The sequence below is a fragment of the Aliisedimentitalea scapharcae genome, assembly GCF_045277565.1.
Taxonomy (GTDB): Bacteria; Pseudomonadota; Alphaproteobacteria; order Rhodobacterales; family Rhodobacteraceae; genus Aliisedimentitalea; species Aliisedimentitalea scapharcae.
In genome coordinates this window covers 21,075-41,461 of the sequence record NZ_CP123584.1, presented here as the reverse complement: position 1 = coordinate 41,461, position 20,387 = coordinate 21,075, and the positions used below count along the sequence as shown (strand labels likewise).

Here is a 20,387-nt window from a genome sequence, read left to right as displayed (position 1 = left end):
CATTTCGAGCGTGCAGAAGTTTCATCCGGCGCTCTCCAATGAACGTCCTTCTGCAGTCTGCATCTCACTTTCGTGCTGCATCCCATGTTCCGAGATATTGAGCCCGGCGATCTCTTCCTCTTCACTCACCCTGAACCGGAAAGCTGCGTTGCCAGCCGAGAAGACCAGATAGGCCATTCCGAAGGTCCAGATGCCGTAGACAAGGACACCGAGCCCCTGAACGCCGACTTGTTCCAGGCGGCTCAGCCCCGTGCCGAGGGTTTCAAGATCCCCGTAGAACCCAGTTGCCAGCGTGCCCCATATCCCGGCCCCCAGGTGCACTGGAATTGCGCCAACCGCATCATCGATCTTCAGGATCTCCAGAAGTTGGCTGACAAAGACGACGATCATGCCTCCAACCAGGCCAATCAAGGCAGCGGACCCTGTCGAGACGGCGAAACAATTCGCGGTAACGGCGACTAGCCCACCCAGTGCGCCATTGATGAACTGATCCACGTCAAGCCGCTGGTTGACCGCATATCGCAGACCTCCGGCCGAAATGGCACCGACGCATCCCCCAACGACTGTGTTGATCAGGATCGACGGCACGGTGTCATCCAGCACCAAGGTGCTGCCACCGTTGAAGCCGAGCCAGCCGATGAAGAGAAGAAGAGCGCCAAGCGTGGCGGTCGGCATGTTCGACGGGGTGATGGTCTGCGCGCCCGAGCCGTCATCAAAGCGCCCCAAGCGCGGGCCAATAATCAAGACGAGCGCGAGACCAGCCCAGCCGCCAACGCTGTGAACCACCGTCGACCCGGCAAAATCCACAAACCCCAAATCCGCAAGCCAGCCTGATCCGCCAGCGCCGTCAAGGTCGGCCCAACTCCAATGGCCCGCAATGGGATAGAGAAGCCCCGAGACGATCACCGCGACAAAGAGATAGGCGCCGAACTTCATCCTCTCTGCGACGATCCCAGAGAGGATCGTGACCGCGGCCCCGCAAAACATCACCTGGAATAGGAAAAACACCGCAAGAGACGGGGGCGCCTTGGCGAAGTCGAGGGAGAACAGGTCCAACCCGATCCACCCTTTGTAACTCAGCCCGAACATCAGCCCGAAGCCGACAGCCCAGAACACCAGCGTGGACAGACAGAAATCTGCGAGGTTCTTGATGGCGACGTTGATGCTGTTTTTTGAGCGGGTCATCCCGCTCTCTAGGCACAGGAAACCACCCTGCATCAGGAAGACCAGCGCACTGGCAAAAATGACCCAGAGCAGATCAATGTTCGCCATCAGACGAACTGCCAGAGCTTGCGGATATGAGTACCGTGCATCATCACGCGTTAAGCCAACCTTCAATCTTTTCTAGAAGTCGCTTTAAGTCGACCGGCTTGGTGTCATAATCATCGCAGCCGGCACCCAGGGCTTTGTCTCGATCACCGGCCATAGCATGTGCTGTCAGCGCGATAATCGGTATGCTCTTTGTTTGGTCGCTGGCTTTGAGGTGCCGTGCAGCGTCCCAGCCATCCATCACCGGAAGGCTCATATCGAGCAGTATTATGTCGGGGCTTTCTTCTGAGGCCATCTCGACACCGCGCTGGCCGTCAAATGCCATCACGACTTCGTAGCCTTTCTTCTTGAGTCTGCGAGACAGCATGTCTCGGTTCATCTCATTGTCTTCAACCAGAAGAATTTTCGCCATCTTGTCTTCCCTTTCTTTTTCTTATCCAGATCAACGGCAAGAAGCTTCAGGCGGCGTCTGTTTCCGCCGATGGATCCTGTGCCAGCCGAGCCTCAACGAGTTTTCGCAGGTGCATCTCGAGCATCGTGTCGAGTTGTTCTTCAGTTTCGAACATATGAAAAGCCCCAATATAGGAGCCGTCATCGCCAATCAGCCAGCGATCGAGATACCGGGTGAGCTTGTCGATCTGGTCGAGCCTGTCGAGAACAACGTCACGATCCTCGAGCGACAACGTCGGCGCCCCCTGCTTTCGGTAGAGAAGCATCTCCGGAGAGCCTTGCTGCTTGAAACCACTCAGCGCGTCCTCGAATTCGAATGCCGTACCGGACTCGTACCGGGTACCGTTCGGTCTCAGGATTGTATCGGGTAGAGGCGAGCCGATGCGAGACCAAAGAATACCAACATAGATTTCCGTCTCATGAGGAGGGTGGATCTGAGCCTGGAAGGTCTCAGAAGCCAGCATGGGCTCCTCTTCCCAGAGGATTGGGATGAGATAGGCACGCCCAAAGAACTCTTCGTTAAGACGCCCAATCACAGTTTTTGCCACTCGCCTCTCGGGAATGACGTCACCCGGTGATGAGATAAAAATGCGGAACTGCTTTGAGATGTTCTGACGCAGACGAACCTTTTCAAGACACGCGCTGATCCGCGCTTGAAGCAGGATCGGATTGAACGGTTTGAAAATGTAGTCTTCGGCACCCTGAAGGATACAGTCGACCATCATTTCAATGTCGTCAGACGCAGATAGCATGATCACCGGGATCGTGCGCAGGCGAGAAGACGCCTTCATTCGCTGCAGTGTCTCAAGGCCAGTCAGGCCGGGCATCATGTAATCAAGCAGGACAAGATCAAATCGATCGGTCTCAAGCAGGGCAAGGGCTTCTTCACCGCTGGACACCGCCCGTGCCGAATAGCCCATGCGTTTGACACGCCGCCTGAGCAATTCACGGTTTGACGGGTCGTCGTCGACCAGCAAGAGTTCGCCTCCTTGCCCGATTTGGCTGTTGACTATCGAGATGTCTTGTCGCGGAGAGCGTTTGCCTTGTTTCTTCGGGGCGGTTTTTTTATTGGTGTTCTTTTCGAGCAAACGTTGCGGGATGGCATCTACGAGACTTAGCGCCGCTCGCCCCGCTTCGGCGATATTTTCCAGGTCAGATATGAACTCAGCTTCGTCGAGGTCTGTCGCCTCCTCGAAGATCATTTCCGAATACCCTTTTATGTGGTTGAGTTGCATTCGAAACTGAAACTGAGCGTCACCTACATTGACCTCTTCAGGCGAGACCGTCGAAGCGCCCAGGAAATCTTCTATAAGGGCAAGCATTTTTTGACCTGCATTCTGGATTGCTTGCAGGTCTCCCGAAAATGTCTTCAGGAGATCAGGCGGCAGATCTTCCTCGATCATTTCGGCATAGCCGATGATATGGCCAACGGGCGTGCGAAGATCGTGGCGCAACTTTGAAAGCTGCGCTTTGAAATCGCTGACATGTGCCACTTCCTCAGTCATCCGGCCGACGGCGGTTCGTGTTCACGGTGGTAGCGGTGCGCGCTCCACTGGACCACATCCATGAGAGAACGTTCCGCCAAATCCGAAATCACATCTTGTGCGTGAATAGGATCAGAAATCGCCTCGAGACGCCGTTCAGCGAGCTCGAACAACTCTCCCTGGTTTGCGTACTGCCAAAGCAACTCACGTATTGCCATTTTCGTTTGGTAGATTTCCCAAACGGCAAGCCAAAGCGGCAAGAGGCCCATGAGGAAGACCACGAGGGTCTTGCCATCGAGGTCGCCGATATGGAAACCGTAGAGTGACTTCTTGAAGAAGAGCAGCGAGACGGCACCGAGAAACGCTGCGAGAAACAGATACTTCTTTACTGTTTCAAGACGCTCGTGCTCACCATGCAACTGGTGATGCTTTCGCGAGAAGTAGGCCGCTTGATCCTTGACCCACCTTTCCGAAACCGCCGCAACTCTTTCTTTTGCGTGCACTGTGCTTTCGTAGGTCAATGGTTCTGTGCATCGGATTGCATCGCCAATCCATCCAAAGCCCTTGAAACGCTCGATACCGGTCAGTCGCAAGAGGCGCCGCGTCTGGCCTGTTGCACCACCTCCGGACAAGACAAGGAAGAAGCGGATGCGGAGTGCCTCGGCCAGCGCGCGGAAAGCGAGGTGACGTCCAAACCACCTGCGCCTTGAACCGATGGCAAAAATTAAGAAACCTCCTGCGAAGAGAGCCACATAAGCGATGAGAAACAGTTTCAGTGCGGCAATCTTCGCATAGAGCAGAAATGTCAGCCCCATCAGGGCTGCCATGAGCCCAAAGAGCTTAAAGAGACGATCCGATTGACGTTGATTTGCGAGGGCAAGTTGATCTGCACGTACGAAATCCACGTCGATCGACGAGGCGACCTCTGATATCTTGACATCATCGGGCGCAGAGATCGGATAGGCAGTCAGATCGGTGCCGATTTCTGTGTCCCGCTCGAGGGCATACTGGTCAAACTCGCGCCAACGCTCCTCTACGAAATCAGGGATATCCGGCAGGCGGCAGATAAGGCCCGTAGCACCCGCCTGTACCAGATAGCTTGTCTGCACGTCCCCCTGTTCAAGCTCATCCGTCTGCCTGGGGACTTCGATCCAGATCGCGAGGTCTGACCGATCATCTGCCAACCCGGCGTCGACAACCGCTTCGAGTTTGCGGGCCTGCCGTGCCTGCGGCTCTGAACCAGAGAGGTAGCGAACGACAACGTCGGACGATCCGCCAGTCAGACCCGTCACCTCTCCATCCCAAAGAGCAACTAGGACATTCGAACGCCTGACAAGGTAATCCATGAGCCGCGCGTAGAGGGCATCACGAGCCGCGCCCTCTTTGCAGTCGTCCTCCCCGGTCCCGTCAGGGAGTGGTAACTCCTGCACTTTGACGCGCGCGTCATCCAAAAGTCTGATTAGGTTGGAATGGGCTTCGCCCTCAAAGTCAGCCTCGTAGAGCGCGCGGGGCATCGGCAGAACCGCGCGCACGGGCAATCCGATCTCAAGCGCAACCTCGGTGGCGAGTGTATCGGCGCCCTGAGCCAATCCAGTGACAAGCTCAACTGGAAGGGCCTCAAACCGCTCCCCCATAGCCTCGAGCTCATTTTTTAGCGCCGCGCGTATGTCGGCAACGGCTTCAGGATGAATGTCACGGTGCCCTGTAAGACCAATTGTGAAGACAAACCCTGATTTTGCCACTCCGTCACCCATTCTGCTCTCCCTCGACGTTTAGTGCCCATTTTGGCGCCTCCTGGTCGAGCCGTTTCGAGATTTCCACGAGCGCCTCGCATTCCTTCTGGTTCGGGGTTCCGTGAACACCCGTCATCCCGACGGCAATCGCGTGGGCGATTTGTGATCCGCCCTTCATCTCGTTTGCCCGGTCGAGCATAGCAAAGACCTGACCATCACGGGCTAGAACATCTTCTGCGGCCGCAAAATCGCGAAACAACTCCATTGCGTGATCAATATTCATATGTCTGAGCAAGTCTGCCTCGGCCATCGTTCTGCGGAGAAACTGTTCCTCAGTCTCATCAACATCGCCCCGGCAAGCAGCGATGATGGCAGCGCCTGCCATTGTCGACTTCAATACATCTTCGTGGCGAACCTTGGATGACAGAAGGCTCATGAAGTGATGCAATGCCGGACGTTCCAGCATTTCTCCCACGTTCTGTCGTAGCTCTTCGGAAAGCTTGCGACGTTCTTCAGCGTGCAGAGCTGCCAGCAGCTCTTTTTTGGCGACTTTTGCATCTTTTTCGCGTTGCTGAGCGCGAGCAGCGAGATCGTCCTGAAGTTTGCCGTGAATTTCAGGATGATCGGATATCAACTTTCGGACGGCCTCGTCAGGAATATGAGCCACCACTGAATATATTTCAGCTTGCGCGAGGTAATTTCTGGGCGCCGACTCCAGGAAACTTTGCAAGCCAAAGATCTGGCCTTCCTGACAGTTTTCGACTTTGATTTCGTGCAACTCTTCTTCGTCTACGGGCTGATAAAGCGCCACATTCCCGCTAAGGACGAAATAGAGCCCATCTGACGGCTCTCTCGGCTCATAGAAGCAAGCCGGTGGATTGAGCGACAGGACCCTTGTGGAATTGGCCAGCTGGGAGAGATCTTTCTCAGTGCACTCCGCAAAGAGTCCCGATTTCGCAAGCTGTTCGGCGACCTTGTCCTTCCCGAAATCAGCTGCACCGGTCTGGTCGAGTTTCTCCCACTCGTCGCCAGTACCCAGCCAATGTCTGTTGATCGCGATGCGCAGCCGATGCTTCCTCATCGCACTCCAGATGGCCATGACCATCTCGTTCTGTGCATCCCACCAATGGTCGTCGTCATCGAAGTGCCACCGAACCCTCACTTCAATCCCCTCACTAGTATACCCGAGCATATTGAAGTCGGGTTTCGGGTCGCGGCGAACGAACCTTGAATTCTCAAGCTCCCTTGCGATTGCGCGGATGGCCAGTTCCGGAGGAGATGACAGTTCCAAAGTGAAAGTCAGGAAGTACCGAAAGCGACTGGTGGGTTCGCTGAAGTTCAGAATGGTTCGGTCAGCGACGCCACTGTTGGGAAAGATGTAGAGCGAGTTGGTATGCGGGTTTTTGACCGAAATCGAACGCCAGTTGATCTCATGGACTTGACCATACACTCCGTCGATCTCGACATAGTCACCGATACGCAAGGCCTGGGTGGCGTTGAGAGCAACGCCGGAAAAGACCTCCTTCAGTGTCGATTGCGCGGCAAAGCCCAGCACCAGAGCCGCTACGCCCGAGGTTGCCAGCAAACCTCCGATTGGCTCGTCGTACACAAAGTGCATCACCAGCAGGATGGCTGCAAGGTAGATGGCAACCCCAACGCTTCCCGTGACAATGACCGGGACCTTCCGCTCGCCATGATCCGAGAGCAGTCCATCCCAAAGGACGACGCGAACTACACTGTTCAACAGAAAGGCAACACCGATGGCCGTCGCAGCAAGAACGGCTCTCTCCACAGGCGCGACAAGAGAGTCAGCTCCGAGGAAGCGAAGCCCGGGGCCGATTGTGATGTCGAGAACCACCAGAAGGCCAATGAGTTCCGCTGATGCTCGGATGCGGTGAACGCGGCCGGACACATAGACTGTCGCGATGCGCACCAACAAAATCGTAGAGCAGGCCAAAAGTCCAAAAAGACCCAAGGCAGGTATAAATCTCAGAAAGGTTTCCACTTTTTGCCCCACTCCAAGAACATATTGATTATTGAATGTGATTATGTAACTTTTTTGTTATCAAAGTCAATTTGCCGTGGAGTTTCTGTGGGACGCCAGCAGGTCGACCGAAAACAACATAAACGGAGAGGGGGATTTGGCGTTCAACTGGGATGACGAAGCCGAAACCAAGGCAGGTTACACTGCAGCCATGGAAGCGGTGCTTGGCCTGGCCGCTCAAAAGATGCCGGTCACAGAGAAGGCCGTCGAAGAGTGACTTGATGTGTCGCTGAGTGGCATCGACGAGCATAAGCACATCCGCCGTCATGCTATGGCGATCGCGATGCGAATGATCCGCGGACCGATGCGCCCGCCAAACTAAGCACACGTTGTCCGAGAACGGCATGCAGTCCGCTTGGGGTCCGAAGGCTCGTTGCGCTGTGGAACGATAACACTAAGCTAAAGGGAGAAAATCATGGGAAACGCTCGTCTCGACTACATCTGGCTGGACGGCTACGAGATCGCAAACATCCGGACAAAGGCACAAATCCACCCGGACAGTTCGTACAACGGGTCTGTTGAAGACACCCCAAAGTGGGGCTTCGATGGCAGTTCGACGCAGCAGGCGGAGGGCCATGATTCCGACTGCATCCTGCAGCCGGTTCGGGTGTATCCAAACCCCTTCAGGCAAAACGCCTATCTCGTTTTGTGCGAGGTTTTTCATCGGGATGGACGCCCCCACGAGACCAACACGCGAAATCTGATCGATCGGGGCTCCGAAGCCGAATTCTGGTTTGGGTTTGAGCAGGAATACATTCTGATGACCTCGAATGGCCGTCCTGTCGGCTTTCCGGACGGCGGATTTCCTGAGCCCCAGGGCCCCTATTATTGCGCCGTCGGAGCGCACCGCGTCGAAGCAAGGGAATTGGTCGATGAACACTGGGACGCTTGCCTTGCCGCCGACCTTGGGGTGACCGGGATCAACGCCGAGGTCATGCTGGGTCAGTGGGAATTTCAGTGTTTTGGCAAGGGCGCCCTTCGCGCGGCCGACGACCTGATTGTAGCAAGATTCCTCCTTCAACTCATCACCGAGAAGTACGATCTCATTGCGACCCTCGATCCGAAACCGATCTCTGGGGATTGGAACGGCTCTGGCATGCACTCAAACTTTTCTTATGACTACCTGCGCGATGTTGGCGGACAAGACTATATTGAAGCGCTCTGTGAGGGCTTCCGCCCGTTCCACCAAGATCACATCGATGTTTATGGTGCCGGAAACGAACGAAGGCTGACTGGGTCTCATGAGACGGCCTCTATCGATCAGTTCAGCTTTGGCGCATCGAACCGAGGCGCATCTATCCGAATTCCACTCTATACCACGACACATGACTGGAAAGGGTATCTTGAAGATCGGCGCCCGGCTTCCGATGGTGACCCATATCTGATCGTCGACCGTATCATGCGTACGGTTAAAGTGGCGCACGAAGAAGCGCTAAAAGCCGTCTAGCTAGAAGGAGTGGAATGTAGGATGGCGAGGATTGAGATACAGAAAATTCTGTTCGTGGACGGTAAGGAGGTGCACGTTTCCTGGCGTGCACCTGTCAGCGATGCGGCACACTTAACCGGGGGCGAAATGAAGACTCTCACTGAAAAGCTCGGGTGGAGCATTGACGGGCAGTTCCACATTTTAGACGCAGAGGGGAACCTTGTTCTGGAATCGAAGCTGGAGTTCTTCTGAGTTCGGCCGGATTAGCTGACTAGGAGTTATCAGCTGAAACCAAGTAGCTGGACTTCGGTTTTCGGCAGTCCTCCTGAAGCAGAAATTTCACCGACCCGCAGGATGCAGCTGACTCAGCTTTTTGGCTCCGGGGGCAGGAACGCCCACTGAAAAAATTGAGAAAGAGGGAACGGCATTTGCCCACTTACGAAACTCAGAAGAAAGGGCTACCCATAGGCCCAAAACTTCTTGGTATTTTCGTTTTGTACTTCTTTATCAGTTGGGCTGTGGGCATACTCAGCCTGACATTGGCGGCTAACTACGACGGTGTTGCGATCATCTGGTTGCCTACCGGTTCTGCTCTTGTTGCGCTGGTCTTCATAGATATGCGGCTTTGGCCAAGCATTGTTTTGGCAGTTATGGCTTCTAACCTGTATTACGGATCAGGCATCCAAGCCGCCGTTGGAATTGGAGTCGGGAGCACTTTTGGCGCGATCATAGCTACCTTTGCCTTGCGTCTTCTAGGTCCTTGGGAGGAGCTCTCGATCTTTTACAAAGCCCTAAAGCTGGGCACCTTCGGAGCAGTAATCAGCGCAGCCATTAGTGCCGCAATTGGCGTCGCATCACTCTATTCCGCTGGAATCGTGCCGCTTTCAGCATTTGCGAAAAGCTGGGCGCGGTGGGTTTTGGGGGATTCAGTCGGGATATTCTTATTCAGCTCATTTGTCCTGACTTATTGCATGATATGGGGTTATGAAAACAGCAACGCGGAGCCGTGACATAACGCTCTTCAATTGGCTTCTCGAAAAGATTGACGCGCCATTTCGATTGTAAGCCACAAGCCAGAGAAACGGTGCCCTGGAATAGGTCGACGATAAAGCTGAGTGGGAAGTAGGAATGACGAAGACAAGCTGGAGAAGGGAATTAAAGGAAAACTTGCGTGGCCCCGTTGTTGTCCCAAGTATCACTGCCGGTTTGGTTGCAGGTGTTCTGACCGTCACCTTCATGTTTTCCTATTCGGCCGTAATATTTACTGGCGAGCTCTCCGGTTACGTTCCGCGAGCGACAGGGCAGCTTCTGTTTGGCGGTGTTGTAATTGCGCTTGTCATTGGGCTCTTCAGCGAGCTTCGCGGCGTCGTGGCTTTGCCACAAGACAACCCGACGGCAATCATCGCTGTCATGATTGCGACTCTCTCACAACTTCCCGGGAGCGCGCTCACTCCTGAAATTCTGTTTGCCCAGGCAGTCGTAATAATGGTGGTGTCAACTGCTCTTTCAGGCGTGATCTTCTACCTCGTCGGCCGGTGGCGGCTTGCGGCATTTGTTCAGCTGATACCATATCCTGTGATCGCTGGTTTTCTAGCGGCAACGGGGTGGCTGCTTTTCAAGGGCTCCTTCAGCGTTATGGCAGGTCAAACGTTTGATTTCACCCAACTCAGTGCGCTCGGCGAAGTGATGCATCTGTGGCTGCCCGGAGCCGTATTCGCTCTCATTACACTCTTCGTTTCCATCAAATACTCCAATGTTTTCATCATGCCCGGGCTCATCTTAAGCGCGGTGGCACTCTTCCATATCACTTTGTTCCTGAGCGGTGCTTCAAGCCAGGAAGCCATTGTCGAGGGGTGGTTGTTGCAACCATTTGGGGAGGGCGCGTTGTGGCAGCCAGTACCTCTTTCCACCTTCCTTGCAGCCGACTGGACATTGTTTGTGACAGAGTTCACCGGGTTGGCCACTATTCTTTCGATCGCGCTCATCTCGGTACTTCTGAACCTCACAGCGCTCGAGTCAGCCTTTAACCGTGACATAGATGTCCATCGCGAGATGCGCCTAGCCGGTATTGCAAACCTTCTTGCTGCGCCCGGCGGAAGCCTTGTCGGATATCATTACGTCAGCCTCTCTACTCTTGGGCGTCGGATGCGTGGAGATAGTCGGCTCGTCGGGGTCGTCGTCGCAGTGTTCTGCCTTCTTACGATGACAGTCGGAGCTGGTGCTCTGTCTGTCTTCCCAAAATTTGTGCTTGGCGGCTTGGTAATGTTCATCGGACTGGGCTTCCTTTATGATTGGGTGGTCAAAAGCTGGTCTAATCTCGGGCGCGGTGACGTTGCGATAATATTTGCGATCCTCTTTGTCGTCGAGTTTATCGGGTTTCTGGAGGGTGTAGCGACCGGCGTGGCCGCAGCTGTTGTGTTGTTCGTAGTCAGCTACAGCAAGCTAAATGTTGTTCGCTTGGTGATGGATGGAAGTGATTTCTCGAGCAACGTCGATCGCCCGGATGACCACCGAAAGGCCTTGTCCTCCGAGGGGCAGAAGATTCTATATCTCAAACTCCATGGTTTCATCTTCTTTGCATCCTCAATCAAACTGTACGAGGAAGTGGTAGGAGCCCTGACAAGAGAAGCTGGCCCGCCTGAGTTTGTAATCCTTGATTTTCAGCTAGTGCCTGGTCTGGATACTTCTGCTGTTCACGGTCTGGTCAAGATCAAGAAGAAGGCGCTGGAAGTCGGAACGCAACTCGCCTTGGCTCACGTCCCCGCAGAAATCGATCAACAATTGCATGAGGAAGAGTTCCTTGATGGCGACGCTGTTATCGAGCCAATCTTTAAGGATGCAGACAGCGCCCTGGAATGGTGCGAAGATTTCCTTCTCAGAACGGCTGGCGTTGATCCAAGCCCAAAAGCTTTGCCGATTGATGATAGGTTGATTGAGGTTTTTAAGGCCAAGGCTGTTGTTCAAAAGTTCAGAAGTTACTTGGAAACGACTGAATTCTCTCAGGGCGACGTAGTTTCACAACCCGGCATTAAGCAGCGTTTGCTGCACTTCATCGAGCAAGGGACCGTTTCCATCTATCTCGATGAATTGGATGGCGAAAAGCATAGAATAAGAAGCGCGGGCCCTGGTTCGATGGTCGGCGTCGCCAGCTTTTTTAGGCAAGGAAACGTGGGGACGCTTGCGGTAGGCATAGCGGACAGCAAAGGAACCGCTCATGTTTTGACAGATGTCGCATTCGAACGCATGAAGTCCGAAGATCCGGAACTGGCCCTGAAGTTCCAGACGTACGCGCTCGAATACGTTTCAGATCGGTTGGCAAGCAACTTGCGAACGCTTGCTTTGGTCCTTCGCCTCGAAGAATAATATAGCAGTCGGGAATTTTACTCTGCCTAATTTGACCGACTCGTGGGTAAGCAATTATTTTGCTGTGTTTAGGCTCAGAGGCGCCATTGATTTCCGGCTTGCAGCGTGGTTCATCTCGCGGAAAACGAGCGGCGATAAAGCGTAACGTCATCGCATTCAGTATAGATTTAGGGGTTGGAACAACGGGGGATTTCTGGTTCATCGAAGCTCCTTTAGAGCGAAGATGAAAGGAACTCGGAATACCGAATGATGTCGCTGACAAGCTGATCAGGAGCACCAAGCGAAAGACCGTAGAACCGCCAAGGGTCATCTCAACCACGGTCTCCTCGTCAAGGCCCGCTCTCTTGTGGCCCTAGTCCACACCTTCCCCTTCGCACTGTTGGGCGCGAGAGAGGTATTGCTTGGGAAACTGATACCGCTCCGAGGGAATGTCGTCGTAGATCGAGTCGCTGCGGTGGATGAAGATGCCGAAAGCCATCGGTTCACCCGCGTTGGAGACGTTCCAGTTTTCGATCGGCCGCGCGTAGGGTCAGCACCGCACCTGTCAAAAATGGAAGTGCCAAGCCAGCCGCAGCAATTGCAAAAATCATGATGGTGGCCAAAACTGAGTATTCAGCAGTCTGTTGTGCCAATGATAGTCTGCCCAAGCCAATCAGGTAGAACACGCTGGTTCCCAGAAAGATCAGGTAAAGCGGGCCAAAGGGTTCGATCACCTCACGGCGGGTGCGCTCCAAGACCGAATGTCGCAACATATTCCAGCGTTTGCTTGCCTTGTTCACCAGACTACTCCCTTACCAACTCGATCCATGTGTGCACGTCATCATCCGTCACTTCACGACCTTCGACATGCGATTGATACCAGCGGGCGACTATGGCCCCGCGCTTTTCGCTTTTGATTTTTATGCCCTCATCGGTGAGGTGCTTATCCAGCGAGCCTTCGATGTGTTTGAGCGCTTTGAAATCATGCCCAGCCCGAATGGATTTGGTGCCGAGTAGCAGCCAGGGCACGTCCACCTCGAACCGCTCACCCATCGCGACCAAGGCTTCTACAGGCATTCCGCGCTGGCCCTTTTCGTAGCTGTGATACGCGCGGGGTGAGACGCCGATAGCTTCCGCCATGGCCGCTTGTGAGAAGCCGATTTCATTGCGAGCAATGGTGAGACGAGCACCCATTGCAGCAAAAAGATCAGCATGTTTCTGCGGCATCGAAATTTTCCAATTGACTACTTCGTCGAAATTCGCGAACTTTGCAAAAAATGACGAACATTTACTGTTAATCACATCTGACCACGTCAGAAGGTGCAGAACAAGCGATTCCATGCGTGTCGCCGATTCAACTTAAGCGGACAAGGACAACTGAAATGGCAGAGACCAACTATTCAGACAGCTCTCAGATCCTGGGGCTTGGGAAAACGCCCGCTCAATGGGTCGAAGTCATGGCCGGGATGGGGATCGATATTTCTGAACGCACTTTGCGCGAACGGGCCAATGAGACGGGCGCTTTTTATCGCCTTGGGCGGACCATGCTCATCACGCCCGCGCAGATTGATACGATTTTTGAAGGAGGCCAGTCATGCCGCTCCAAATTTACAAGAGGGGCCGTGTCTATTGGGCCAAGGGGTGGATCGAATACAACGGCAGGCCAATCGCCGGCCCATACCGGCGAAGCACTAAGGCATCTACAGAAGAGGGCGCACGGGACTGGATAAACCATGAGACCGAACGTCAGATTCGTCGCTATGTCGTGGGCGACGAGCCGAGCAAGACGTTCTCTGATGCAATCATGCTCTACAACGCGTCCCCAAAAGCAGCGAAGCAGTTGATCCCGATTGTCGAAGCAATCGGCGACCTGTCGCTGAGTGCGATTTCTGGCGCGCTACTGAAAAGCCTTGGGCCGAAGCTGAAACCCAAAGCGTCGACCGATACTTGGTGGCGCGAAATCGTGACGCCCGCGAGTGCGGTGATCAACAACGCGCACGAGCTGGAAGGCACGCCGCTCATCCGCGTGAAGCCTTACGATAAGTTTGAACGGATCGCGCAGGACAAGCGGCGAGGGAAGCTTAGCCGCGTAGAGCGCACGCCAGCTGACAAGGAATGGATCGAGGCGTTTTGCCATGCGGCTGATCCATACAATGCCGCGTTGGTCCGTTTTATGTTTGAGACGGCTGCGCGAATTGATCAGGCCGTATCATTGGAGCCAGACGATCTGCGGCCACACGAAAACAAAGTTCGGGTAAAGGCGCAGAAGGGACATCCGGAAAGCTGGATCACGGTTTCGCCTCAGATGATGGAAGAGCTGCTCGCGCTTCAGCCGAAGCGACCAAAGAACCGCAATACCGGCAAGCTGATGAAAGCCCGTGTTTTCGGCTATGGCAGCTCGACAGGCTACAACACACGCTGGAAGACGATCTGCAAACGCGCGGGTATTCCGTACCTGTCAGCCCACCCCGCTGGGCGGCACGGTTTCTTTACTGAATTGGTCGTACGGCAAGGCGTTGATCCGGTCACAGCTGCAAAGGCTGGCCGCTGGTCTGACCCCAATTTGCCCATGCGCATCTATGCCCACGCAGAGACCGACGAGGCCGACATCAGAGCCCGTTTTCGTACAAACCATGTACAGGATGACGCTGTACAAACACCCAACAGTAAGAAATCACAAAAGGAATAGCGTAATGAACGGTTCCCTCCTAAGGGGCAGGTTGCAGGTTCGAATCCTGCCGGGGTCGCCAGAACTCCTGATTTCAACGAAGAAAACGGCGATACACCGTTGGCGTGAGGAAAGGTGAGTAAATGCATCACCCACCCTCCCCTGTGACCAGTTCTGAATGAGTGCTTTTTGACGACGCCTAGAGGGTGCGCTGAACCGATTTCGATCCCTATGATTACAACCCTTTTGATGGGTATTGCTCATCTTTCTCCCACGACATGCAGAAGGCGATGAAGGACGGCTGAAATTCGAGGACGCGAAACCTGAACCGATTAACGACGTCAAAAGCCAAAAATCCGGCAATTTCAGCGGTGCCGAAAAAACTGACATCCGCTTTCGCCAATTCCTCAGATTTAAGCGAATTTCGAGGCACTTTTTGCCTGTTCCCAAACCCGCTAAATTCATCACAACGCCCGACTTTGGGCACCTCGCGAAAACTTATGGGTGTCGCGTTTGATTATGAGGCTTCCAACAAAGCTGTAGGGCCGCCCAAAGCCATGCATTCGCAAGAGAAAATCTCACATTTCCCGCCCAAATCTGCGCATAGTTCTGCGGTTCAACCCAAGTGGATTGCGGACGAAATGTACACTCCGCAGTGGGCAAGGTTCCGCCCCTACACCCGATTCAAACTACATTTTTTCCCTATGGAAAAGAGTAATTTGGCCAATCTTCTATAGTTTCCCTCTCTACAGCCGATCATCCAGACAAGCCTGCTGGTTTCCAGGTTTGCCGGCAGAATTCTAACAAAGACGGTTAAATGCAGGGTGGAGAAAGGGTGGCGGACGCGTTTCCTCTTTCAGGCGGGCCCCCTTGATCGAAACACCCTCGGCTCAACTCTCAACTGGTCCCAAACCAGCAAGGTCGCCCTTGGTGCCAACATGTGTGCCATCGATGGGTCCGGCTGCACTGATGGGCGCATACTTCGCACCATCCCTGCGGTTTCAACTTCGGGCGCAAATCTGGCTGCCCACCACTTTCCCGGGATTCATGACCTCTTTTGGATCAAGGACGTTCTTAATTGTGCCCATGAGATGGCGTTTGACCGGATCTCCATAATTTTGGTCAAGCCACAGATTGTCTTGGCCCAGTCCATACTCTGCGCTGAATGACCCATCGAGTTTGGCTACGAGATCATAGATGCAGGGAGAGACCTCAGCACTCACTTCTTCGAGAAAAGCGGGTGCCTTAACACCTTCGGGAGCAAGGATGTTGAAGTGTACGTTGCCATCTCCGACATGCCCGTAGACTGAAAGCCGCGCTCCTTGCCCGTACCGGTCGACAAGTTCGGTACCAAGCGCAATGAATCTGGCCATATCAGAGATACGAACGGAAATGTCGTGCTTCACCGAACCACCGTTGAGCACCTCACCTTCGGGGATGTGTTCGCGCAGGTTCCAGAAATCCTGTCTCTGCTGCTCGCTGGTCGCGATCACCCCATCCAGGATCATCTCTTCGGACATGCCGTCCTCAAAGAAGGCTTCGATGGCCTCGTCCATCGCCAAAACAGGAGAGGACGTGGCAGCTTCGATGAGAACAAAGTGCTTGGATGGAGACTGAACCAGTCGCCGCCACTCTGGTTTGCTGGCCAAGAGCATATCAAGCGACGCACCCGAGATGTATTCGAACGACGTAACTGCTTCGCCGGTGTATTGCTGCGCCTTTGCCAACAATGGCATCAGATCATCGACCCTGCTAATAGCCAGAAAGGCTGTGACCCGGTTCACCGGTGGCAGAAACAGGCGCAGCGAAGCGCCCGTCACGATCCCCAGCGAGCCTTCCGCGCCGATCAGAAGCTGATGCAGAGCATAGCCTCGGTTGTCTTTCCTCAACGGCGACAGATTGCTGAGTATCTGGCCATCCGGCAGCACAATTTCGAGGCCGAGAACCAGGTCCCTGGTAATCCCGTACCGGACTGCCGAAACCCCTCCGGCATTCGTGGAAATGTTCCCGCCAATCTGGCATGACTGCTGAGAGCCCAAGGATAAAGGGAACATTAAACTCTCCCGTTCTACCGCCCCATGGATCTCGGACAGAATGCACCCCGCATCCACGGTGACTGAAAGGTTGTCGGTGTCGACCTCCCGGATCTTGTTCATACGCTGCAAGCTGATCAACAGCTGTTGGCCGCTTTCGTCCGGTGTAGCGCCGCCACAGTAACCGGTGTTGCCTCCAACCGGGACAAGGGCGACTTTGTGCTTGTTGCAAAGCTTGACAATTGAAGCGACTTCCTCAGTCGAGCGGGGCCGCAGCAGTGCAGGGCTTTCGCCCCTGTATTTCTTTCGGAAATCCGTCGTGTATCCGTCGATAATGTCCTTGTCGCTAACCACGATTTCAGCCGACAAGGCGGCCAGCACTTGCTCATATGAAGTCATCACGCGCCCTCTTGTGTTCGACTGGCATACTAAGGCGCGCGCGCTTCATGAAATTTCGTTTTCCTGTCCGGATTAGGCATTCTGTGCCGCATTGGCTGCATTTCAGACCACCAAACTGCGTGCCGTCTTCACTATCAGTGAAAGCTCCTTCAGCCAGGGCACAAAATTTCGCTGTCAAAAGTCAGCCCGCTTAAGCCAGACCTTCTGTTCAAACAAATCTAGCTCAAGAATCGCCAAGCTGGCGGTGGACGGCAACGCTTAACAGATTGCACTGCGGAAGCTGGTCGAACCCACAGTTTCTGCCGTTTCACGGCAGCCTTCAGCATAATCACTGACAGCCCGGACCCTACTCTGTTTGGACCAAAGAGGAGGAGGGGAACCTTTGGAAATGCTGGAGGCATCACAGTTTTCTGACCTTGCAGGTTCAGATGTTTAGCTCGCGGTGGCAACGGCAGACTGGCCGCAAACCGCAGCTGACCTTGTTCGCACTGCTGACGCTCTCACAGTGGTGCACGACGATGCCGCGCGCGGAACCCCTCGACTAGGACAACCTTCGATCATGAGGAGAGATTCTGAAGATGAAAACATTACTGAAATATCTGGCGGCAGGTACAGTCGCACTGCAGCTTGCTACACCCGCATTTGCCGCCGACATGCGGCTGAAGTTCGCCGGGGTGTTTCCGGTCGATCACCAGGGTTCCAAAATGATGGAACAGGTCAAGGCAGACATCGAAGCCGCTGACGTGGGCCTGAAGATCTCTGTCTTCCCGGCCAACCAGCTGGGTTCCGGCGAAGCCCTGCTCGAAGATGTCGCGCGCGGGAACATCGATTTCGCTGCTGCCTTCCTCTATGCAAACACGGACCCGCGTCTTGAAATCCTGTCCATGCCGTTTCTTGTCAGCAACTGGGACGAAATGAATACGGTCATGCGCGACCTGGATTCCGAGTTCAACACCATCATCCAGGAAACGCTTGCTGACCACGGGATCCGCCTGCTTGGTCAGAACCCCGAAGGTTTTGTCGGCATCGTGGCCACAGAAGAACCGGCGAACTGGAACAATTTCGACGCCAAGAATATGAACATCCGGGTCTGGTCCTCGAATGTGGTCAAGTCGATGGTCGAAACGCTGGGTTATCAGGCAACCACCATGTCCTGGGGCGATATCTTCCCCGCCATTCAGTCGGGCATCGTCGATGGCGCGATCTGCTGCACCAAGACAGCGACCTATTCGATCTTTGCCAAATCCGACGTCGGCACCCATTTCGTTCAGTACAATTCGATCCCGGAGAACACCTCCTATTACGTTTCGGAAAAGACCTGGGAAAAGCTGAACGACGCGCAGCGTGCAGCTGTGCAGGCCGCGTTCACAAAGGCGTCGGACGATTTCTTTGCCTACAACCGCGAGAACGACGCCGTGTTCGAACAGAAGTTGGTCGACAGCGGCTACACCATTCTCAAACTTTCGCCGGAAGATCAGCAGGCAATGGCCGAAAAGGTACGCGCTGAAATCTGGCCAATGCTTGAAGACAGCGTCGGCAAGGCAAACATCGACCGCCTTCTGTCCAGCCTAAAATAAACATCGAACAACGCAACAAGGGCCGGCCGTGAGGCCGGCCTAAACGTATGCACATACAACAGGGTGAACTCTATGGCGCACATAGCCGAGATATTACCAACGGGTATCGCATCGCCTCTTCAGGGTTCACTGAGGGCAATGCGCTGGATCGTGATCTTCAGCGGGTTGCTGATGTCCGTCACATTCTTTCTGGTCGTCATAATCAGATATGGCTTTAACGGCGATCTGTTCGCTTATGAAGAATGGCTGCTGACAGCTTGTTTCTGGGGGTTCTTCGCCGGCGCGGCACTGGCGTCAGAGCGCGGCCACCACATCAATGCGGACATTCTGGGCATCATCATCACCAGCCCGAAACTGCGCTGGTGGCGGCGGCTGATTGTTCTGACCATCGAATTCTTCGTAACCGCAGCCATTTTGTACTGGGGGTATCTGATGCTGGCGGAAGAACTGGCAAAGTACCCGATCTGGAAGACCACGCCGGCCCTGAAGATCCCCTACTTTGCCTGGCGACTGTCGATCTTCCTGGGCTTCTTCTTCATGACCGTTTTTTCGGCGGCATTTCTCTTTGCCCATATCACCGGGCAGGAGGTCGAACATGGGGACGACGCCCATGACGGTGAACTGAACAACGAAAAGGAGGCAGACCGATGATCATCGCAGGCAGTCTGGTTATTATTTGCGGCATGTTGCTTCTGGGGGTCAGTGTCTATGTCGCCTTCGGTGCCGTTTTGCTGTTTCTTGCCGCAATGGGCGGCCACGAGGTGTCCGGCTATCTGCCATCTGGGTCAACGAAAATGCGTTCCCTAGTACTGTTGGCCATTCCTCTCTTTATGATTGCCGGAACCATTATGGAGCGCGGCAGGATCGCCGCCCCTCTGGTCAGCCTTGCAGAGTTGTTCATTGGACATCTGAAGGGTGGGCTGAGCGCAGCGACTGTTCTGGCCTGCGGGATATTCGGGTCGATCTCCGGCGCCGCCAACGCGACGCTGACCTGTATCGGCAGCATCATGATGCCGCATCTTCGACGGGCGAATTATCCTGAGGGTCAATCGGCTGCACTGATCGTTTGCGCCAGCCCTCTGGGCCTTCTGATTCCGCCCAGCGGGAACCACATTCTCTATGGCTGGGTTGCACAGCAATCGGTGCTCAAATGCTTTCTGTCGACCGTTATTCCAGCGCTTATTCTGATCACGCTGCTGATTGTCGTGAACCAGTTCATGCTGCGCAAATATGATGACATCGAGCTGCTCGAACGTCCGCAGGACTTTGGCATGGCGTTCCGGCAAAAGGCGACTTTGGCCTTTCCGGCGCTGCTGATGCCGCTCATCATCCTTGGCGGCATCTATGGCGGGATCATGACACCGACTGAGGCAGCTGGCGTCGCCGTAGTTTATGCCATCCCCGTGGCGATCTATGTCTATCGCGGTCTGACCTGGCGAACGCTGGTCGAGGCCCTGACGGATTCGGGTGTAATCATCGGCGTTGTCATGGTGATGATCTTCATGGTGCTGATCGTCAGCAAATTCCTGATCTTTGAAGATATTCCGAACATCGCCAAGGACCTGGTCTATTCGGTGTCGGACAACCCGATTGTGATCCTGCTGATGGTCAACCTGGTCATGATCCTGATCGGGATGTTGATGGACGACATCAGCGGTCTTCTTCTGTCGGCACCGATCCTGCTGCCGATCGTGCAGGGTGTGGGAATGGACCCGATCCATTTCGCTGCCGTGCTGGGGGTCAATCTCGGTATGGCGAACATCACACCGCCAACTGCGCCCCTGCTCTACCTCGGAGCGAAGATCACCAGGACGCCGGTATCCAGCATGTTGCTGCCGACGCTGAGCTTCATCATCTTTGCCTGGCTGCCTACCCTGGCGCTGACAACCTTTGTCCCAGAGATCGCGCTTTGGCTGCCCGAGCTGCTTCTGGGGTGATCCTGCAGTTCGGCTAATCAGCAAA

16 protein-coding genes are annotated in these 20,387 nt (G+C 54.5%); 8 read left to right on the top strand and 8 right to left on the bottom strand.

The annotated features are described in order from the left end of the window. Positions 1–21: 21 nt before the first annotated feature. From QEZ52_RS00175 to QEZ52_RS00155, 5 genes are read right to left on the bottom strand one after another with little or no spacing between them, the layout of a single operon-like run. Positions 22–1,272, bottom strand: a complete 1,251-nt coding sequence (locus QEZ52_RS00175) for an ammonium transporter (RefSeq protein ID WP_406646819.1) — start codon at positions 1,270–1,272, stop codon at positions 22–24. Between the two features lie 43 nt (positions 1,273–1,315). Continuing rightward, complete coding sequence (locus QEZ52_RS00170) at positions 1,316–1,681, bottom strand: response regulator (protein ID WP_406646817.1); 366 nt, start codon at positions 1,679–1,681, stop codon at positions 1,316–1,318. A 46-nt stretch (positions 1,682–1,727) separates the two neighbouring features. After that, complete coding sequence (locus QEZ52_RS00165; protein WP_406646815.1) at positions 1,728–3,224, bottom strand: response regulator; 1,497 nt, start codon at positions 3,222–3,224, stop codon at positions 1,728–1,730. Continuing rightward, the gene (locus QEZ52_RS00160; protein WP_406646813.1) at positions 3,221–4,957 is read right to left on the bottom strand and encodes a hypothetical protein; all 1,737 of its coding nucleotides are present in this window, start codon (positions 4,955–4,957) and stop codon (positions 3,221–3,223) included. Before QEZ52_RS00160 ends, QEZ52_RS00165 begins: the two co-directional genes overlap by 4 nt. After that, a complete protein-coding gene (locus QEZ52_RS00155) occupies positions 4,950–6,941 on the bottom strand; it encodes a mechanosensitive ion channel family protein (RefSeq protein WP_406646811.1) in 1,992 nt (663 codons plus the stop codon). Before QEZ52_RS00155 ends, QEZ52_RS00160 begins: the two co-directional genes overlap by 8 nt. A 454-nt stretch (positions 6,942–7,395) precedes the next feature. Between QEZ52_RS00155 and QEZ52_RS00150 the strand changes: the two genes are divergently transcribed. The 4 genes from QEZ52_RS00150 to QEZ52_RS00135 all read left to right on the top strand — a co-directional run bounded on the left by QEZ52_RS00150 (position 7,396) and on the right by QEZ52_RS00135 (position 11,769). Next, entirely contained in the window at positions 7,396–8,427 is a 1,032-nt protein-coding gene (locus QEZ52_RS00150) for a glutamine synthetase beta-grasp domain-containing protein (protein WP_406646809.1), read from the top strand. Between the two features lie 21 nt (positions 8,428–8,448). Beyond that, positions 8,449–8,658: a hypothetical protein gene (locus tag QEZ52_RS00145; protein ID WP_406646807.1), complete on the top strand. Its 210-nt coding sequence runs from the start codon at positions 8,449–8,451 to the stop codon at positions 8,656–8,658. A 176-nt stretch (positions 8,659–8,834) separates the two neighbouring features. Continuing rightward, positions 8,835–9,416 carry an MASE1 domain-containing protein gene (locus QEZ52_RS00140; RefSeq protein WP_406646805.1) on the top strand — a complete coding sequence of 194 codons (582 nt, stop codon included), beginning with the start codon at positions 8,835–8,837 and terminating at the stop codon, positions 9,414–9,416. Positions 9,417–9,534: 118 nt separating this feature from the next. Beyond that, a complete protein-coding gene (locus QEZ52_RS00135; RefSeq protein ID WP_406646803.1) occupies positions 9,535–11,769 on the top strand; it encodes a SulP family inorganic anion transporter in 2,235 nt (744 codons plus the stop codon). A gap of 482 nt (positions 11,770–12,251) precedes the next feature. Here QEZ52_RS00135 and QEZ52_RS00130 read toward each other — a convergent pair whose 3' ends face one another. Continuing rightward, on the bottom strand, positions 12,252–12,548 hold the full coding sequence (locus tag QEZ52_RS00130) for a hypothetical protein (RefSeq protein WP_157063748.1): 297 nt from the start codon (positions 12,546–12,548) through the stop codon (positions 12,252–12,254). Positions 12,549–12,552: 4 nt separating this feature from the next. Beyond that, positions 12,553–13,089 (bottom strand): helix-turn-helix domain-containing protein, encoded by a 537-nt coding sequence (locus QEZ52_RS00125; RefSeq protein WP_406646801.1) that lies wholly within the window; start codon positions 13,087–13,089, stop codon positions 12,553–12,555. Between the two features lie 253 nt (positions 13,090–13,342). Here QEZ52_RS00125 and QEZ52_RS00120 point away from each other — a divergent pair, with 253 nt between their 5' ends. Beyond that, entirely contained in the window at positions 13,343–14,437 is a 1,095-nt protein-coding gene (locus QEZ52_RS00120; protein ID WP_406646799.1) for a tyrosine-type recombinase/integrase, read from the top strand. A 980-nt stretch (positions 14,438–15,417) separates the two neighbouring features. On the opposite strand, the gene QEZ52_RS00115 is transcribed toward QEZ52_RS00120, so the two are convergent. Then, positions 15,418–16,818: an FAD-binding oxidoreductase gene (locus QEZ52_RS00115; protein WP_406646797.1), complete on the bottom strand. Its 1,401-nt coding sequence runs from the start codon at positions 16,816–16,818 to the stop codon at positions 15,418–15,420. Between the two features lie 608 nt (positions 16,819–17,426). On the opposite strand from QEZ52_RS00115, the gene dctP reads away from it, so the two are divergent. The 3 genes from dctP (at position 17,427) to QEZ52_RS00100 (ending at position 20,362) form a co-directional block, all read left to right on the top strand. After that, positions 17,427–18,425 (top strand): TRAP transporter substrate-binding protein DctP, encoded by a 999-nt coding sequence (dctP, locus tag QEZ52_RS00110; protein ID WP_406646795.1) that lies wholly within the window; start codon positions 17,427–17,429, stop codon positions 18,423–18,425. Between the two features lie 171 nt (positions 18,426–18,596). Beyond that, positions 18,597–19,076, top strand: a complete 480-nt coding sequence (locus QEZ52_RS00105) for a TRAP transporter small permease (protein ID WP_406646793.1) — start codon at positions 18,597–18,599, stop codon at positions 19,074–19,076. Then, entirely contained in the window at positions 19,073–20,362 is a 1,290-nt protein-coding gene (locus tag QEZ52_RS00100; protein WP_406646791.1) for a TRAP transporter large permease, read from the top strand. Before QEZ52_RS00105 ends, QEZ52_RS00100 begins: the two co-directional genes overlap by 4 nt. The last annotated feature ends 25 nt before the right edge of the window (positions 20,363–20,387 follow it).

Bases quoted from the DNA above. Each gene is read 5' to 3' on its own strand.
- QEZ52_RS00150 (WP_406646809.1), top strand. From the start codon at position 7,396: ATGGGAAACGCTCGTCTCGACTACATCTGGCTGGACGGCTACGAGATC.
- QEZ52_RS00160 (WP_406646813.1), bottom strand. From the start codon at position 4,957: ATGGGTGACGGAGTGGCAAAATCAGGGTTTGTCTTCACAATTGGTCTT.
- QEZ52_RS00120 (WP_406646799.1), top strand. From the start codon at position 13,343: ATGCCGCTCCAAATTTACAAGAGGGGCCGTGTCTATTGGGCCAAGGGG.
- QEZ52_RS00125 (WP_406646801.1), bottom strand. From the start codon at position 13,089: ATGGAATCGCTTGTTCTGCACCTTCTGACGTGGTCAGATGTGATTAAC.
- QEZ52_RS00135 (WP_406646803.1), top strand. From the start codon at position 9,535: ATGACGAAGACAAGCTGGAGAAGGGAATTAAAGGAAAACTTGCGTGGC.
- QEZ52_RS00100 (WP_406646791.1), top strand. From the start codon at position 19,073: ATGATCATCGCAGGCAGTCTGGTTATTATTTGCGGCATGTTGCTTCTG.
- QEZ52_RS00145 (WP_406646807.1), top strand. From the start codon at position 8,449: ATGGCGAGGATTGAGATACAGAAAATTCTGTTCGTGGACGGTAAGGAG.
- QEZ52_RS00175 (WP_406646819.1), bottom strand. From the start codon at position 1,272: ATGGCGAACATTGATCTGCTCTGGGTCATTTTTGCCAGTGCGCTGGTC.
- QEZ52_RS00105 (WP_406646793.1), top strand. From the start codon at position 18,597: ATGTCCGTCACATTCTTTCTGGTCGTCATAATCAGATATGGCTTTAAC.
- QEZ52_RS00170 (WP_406646817.1), bottom strand. From the start codon at position 1,681: ATGGCGAAAATTCTTCTGGTTGAAGACAATGAGATGAACCGAGACATG.
- dctP (WP_406646795.1), top strand. From the start codon at position 17,427: ATGAAAACATTACTGAAATATCTGGCGGCAGGTACAGTCGCACTGCAG.
- QEZ52_RS00165 (WP_406646815.1), bottom strand. From the start codon at position 3,224: ATGACTGAGGAAGTGGCACATGTCAGCGATTTCAAAGCGCAGCTTTCA.